The sequence below is a fragment of the Propionibacterium acidifaciens DSM 21887 genome, from assembly GCF_000426605.1.
In the GTDB taxonomy this organism is placed as follows: Bacteria; Actinomycetota; Actinomycetes; order Propionibacteriales; family Propionibacteriaceae; genus Propionibacterium; species Propionibacterium acidifaciens.
In genome coordinates this window covers 1-3,520 of the sequence record NZ_AUFR01000066.1, presented here as the reverse complement: position 1 = coordinate 3,520, position 3,520 = coordinate 1, and the positions used below count along the sequence as shown (strand labels likewise).

At 64.3% G+C, this 3,520-nt stretch carries 2 protein-coding genes; one reads left to right on the top strand and one right to left on the bottom strand.

The genetic code is table 11. The annotated features are described in order from the left end of the window. Positions 1-1,779: condensation domain-containing protein (locus tag K336_RS0112250; protein WP_233418772.1), on the bottom strand; the 1,779-nt coding region annotated here is incomplete at its 3' end. Positions 1,780-1,903: 124 nt separating this feature from the next. On the opposite strand from K336_RS0112250, the gene K336_RS16425 reads away from it, so the two are divergent. After that, a partial coding sequence (locus tag K336_RS16425) for a condensation domain-containing protein (RefSeq protein WP_162142628.1) occupies positions 1,904-3,520 on the top strand: 1,617 nt, incomplete at its 3' end.

Below are 3,520 nucleotides of genomic sequence, written 5' to 3'. Positions count from 1 at the left end.
CTGCTCGTCAATCACCGCGACCCGACCAGGATCAGCCCCCGCCACCTCGAAGAACCGCCCATGAAGACAACACCCCCCACCACCAACAAACGAGGAGCTCGAATCCCCGGAAACACGGTTCAACGCCGCGACGCGGTCGCGACGAACCGACAGCTGAGTCTCAGGAACCACCGCAGACCCGTCGGCAGCACCATTCCTCGCGATCGAATCGAGCCACGTGGTGAAGGCGGCGAACATGGCATCAACGGCCGAATCATCGATGACGTGCTCGCGCACATCCCAGTTCACGCACAGGCAACCGCCGAGCACAGAGACCTGACAATCGACGAGGACAGTCGGCCCCTGCGACACGACCCAGCTGGGCGGACCGAAGACCTCCATGAAGTCCGGCCCGAACAACTCGCCGATACCGATGGCCGAAGTGAAGACGATCGGCGCAGTGCGCCGTTCGACACTGGAGCGGTTGAGATCACGAAGCACCTCGACGCCCGAGTAATGGCTGTGGCCCAGCGCATCGGCAACCTGCACGGCGTTGATCCGCACCTTCTCAGCCAGCGACTCGTCGCCCCCGGTGCTCAGGTCGACCAGTAGGCTGCCCGTGAAATCACCCACGATACGCATGACATCCGGGTGCAACTCCTCCCTGCGGAAGACCGGCATGTTGATGACCAGATCGCGGTTCTCGCTCCAGGCTCCGATCACCTCACCGAAAACCGTGAGCAGCAGGACTGTGGGGGTCACGCCCAAGTCAGCTGCGAGCCCTTGCAAAGCTGCCCACTCATCAGCCTCGAAACGGTGGGCCAGTCGGCGCGAATGCAACGGGGCACCGAGGTCACCAGCTGGCAACGAGGGCGCCTCGTGCATCCTGTCGAGGCGCTCGAGCCACCACTGCCTGTCGGCTTCACGCACGGGATCACCGCCAGCCGCCATGGCGGTGATGTATTGGGCATAGGTCATGCCGGGTTCATCCCACGGCTCATCCGGGTCCTTGTAAAGTGCGGCGAGCTGTTCGAGCGCCATCTTGAAACTCAGCGCATCGCCGACCCCCATGTAGAGCTTGACGAAGGTCCTGCTCCGCCCCTCCGGCAGCAGAGCGAGCCACACCTGGAAGACCTCGCCGCGGTCAGGACGCATGTTCTGTTGCGCCCTCTGCTCACGGATCTCCTGCAGCCTGGCGGTGAGCCCGGCCTCGTCGAAATCGCGCAGGTCATCCACTGGCAGGGCCCAGTCATCGGGTAGCGGGCGAACGTACTGGGCACCGTCGGCCGTCACCACCGCACGCAGCATCGGGTTGCGCTCATACAGCAGCCGGCAGGCGTGCTCCATGCGTCGCGGATCAATGGCAGCGCCATCGAACTCGTGGTAGAAATGCGCGACAACCGACTCCGCGCCCTCATCGATGTGCTGGCCCGCCCAGTACGCCTGCGACATCACGGACAGGGCGAACGGCTGTGCATCATCGACCTGCGCCGGCACGGGGGCCGGCGCCCTCCCAGGATCGACCCGGCAGGGCTCGGAACCGTACGAGGCCAGCAGCCGACCCAAGCCCGCAACGGTGCGCGAGGCAACCGCATCCGCATAGGGGACCCGCACGCCGGAAACCGCCAGGAACCACTCGAGCACCGCCATCAGGGCGATCGAGTCGACCCCTATGGCCGTCAACTCATCGTCCCAACCGATCTCCTCCGGGTCCGCGTCCAGCTTGCCCGCCAGCAACTCTCTTACCTTGTCAGAAGCATTTTGGATCAGTCCTTCAAGAGGCACGGGATGATCACCCACGGGGACTCCTCGGTATCGGTGTACAAAAGTGATTAGGGAAGTCTGTCCTAATATAGTATGCAGCAGGTAAGACTCGTCCATGTATTTGAACAATTGATGAATCCTCCCGAAGGAAGGGCTCTCCATGACGCATTCGATCGATCACCTCGTAGCCGCCGCCCGGGCGTCCGGCATCAAGCTCTGGGAGGAGAACGGCTCGCTGCGGTTCAGGGCCCCGGCGGGCGCCATGACAACCGAGCTGAGAGACCGGATCAAGGCCAACAGGAAGGCCATCATCGACACACTACGCGCGGAGAACGCGCCCGTCCTCCGCGGGGACCCGGAGCATCAGTACGAGCCCTTCAGCCTGACCGACATCCAAACCGCCTACCTGCTCGGCAGGTCGAGCAGCTTCCAAGGCGGCGGCATCGCCTGCCACGCCTATCTCGAGATCGACATGGGCCCCATCGACGCCGCCAGCTTGGAAAATGCATTCGACAGGCTGATCGAGCGTCACGGCATGCTACGGACCAGCTTCCACCGGTCCGGCTATCAGCAGACCCATCCCCGCCATGAGATCCGACGCCGCCCGATCACCGTCGTTGACACCGCGCAGCTCCCCCGACTGCGCGATCGGCTCTCGCACCAGATCCTCGACGCGGAACATCCCCCTCTCATGGAGCTGGCGATCAGCCGTGGCGAACGCCCCACCGATGATCGACTCCACCTGTCGATCGATTTCCTCGTCGCCGACTGGACCAGCATGACCCTCATGATCGATCAGCTCGTCGCCCTGCACGCTGATCCGCACGCAGACCTGGGCCCCGAGGGCCCGAGTTTCCGGGACTACGTCGTCTCGACGGAGCTGGACGAGGACAGCCCCCGGGCTACGCAGGACCACCGGTTCTGGGCCGATCGACTGAAGAACATCCCCAGGGCCCCGGAACTGCCAGCACCGACCGCAACCGGACTCGACGGCCCCGTCTCCTTCACTCGTCACGCGCACGCCTTGGACGTCGATGCCACGTGCAGGTTCATGGATCTGGCCCGCAGCATCAACGTCTCCCCCGCCGCCTTGGCCATGAGCGGCTACGCGAAGGTGCTCGGCGAGTGGGCACAGGATCCCGAGTTCACGCTCGTCGCCACGCTGCTGGACCGCCAGGCCCTGCACCCCCACATTGATGCCCTGGTCGGAGACTTCACCTCCACGGGCCTGGTGCGTGTCAGTCGGACGGACACGACAGATGCAGAACGCGCCCGCACCATTTCCCAGGAACTCGCTGATGTGCTCGACCATCGCGCCTACTCCGGTGTAGCGGTCATGCGCGATCTCGCTCGTCTGTTGGGTGGCACACAGCTGACATTCCCCTATGTCTTCACAGCTGCCATCGATACAGCGTCCGGCCGTCGCGCCGGGCAGTCACTGGCCTGGCGCATCACCGGCGGCATCACACAGACCCCTCAGGTGTTCATCGATTGTCAGGTCTCGGTGCTCGGCGGTTGCCTGTGCGTGAACTGGGATGTGCGCGATGGCACGATCGAGCCCTCAGTCGTCGACGCGATGTTCCAGCGCTTCACCGTTTGGTTGACGGGAGAGGCCGGCGAGACCCTCTCGGGAAGCGAAGCCATGCACGGTCGGGCGCTCGGCATGGCGCGTGCGGAATCGCCCTCGTTTGTTGGTGGTGGGGGGTGTTGTCTTCATGGGCGGTTCTTCGAGGTGGCGGGGGCTGATCCTGGTCGGGTCGCGGTGATTGACGAGCAG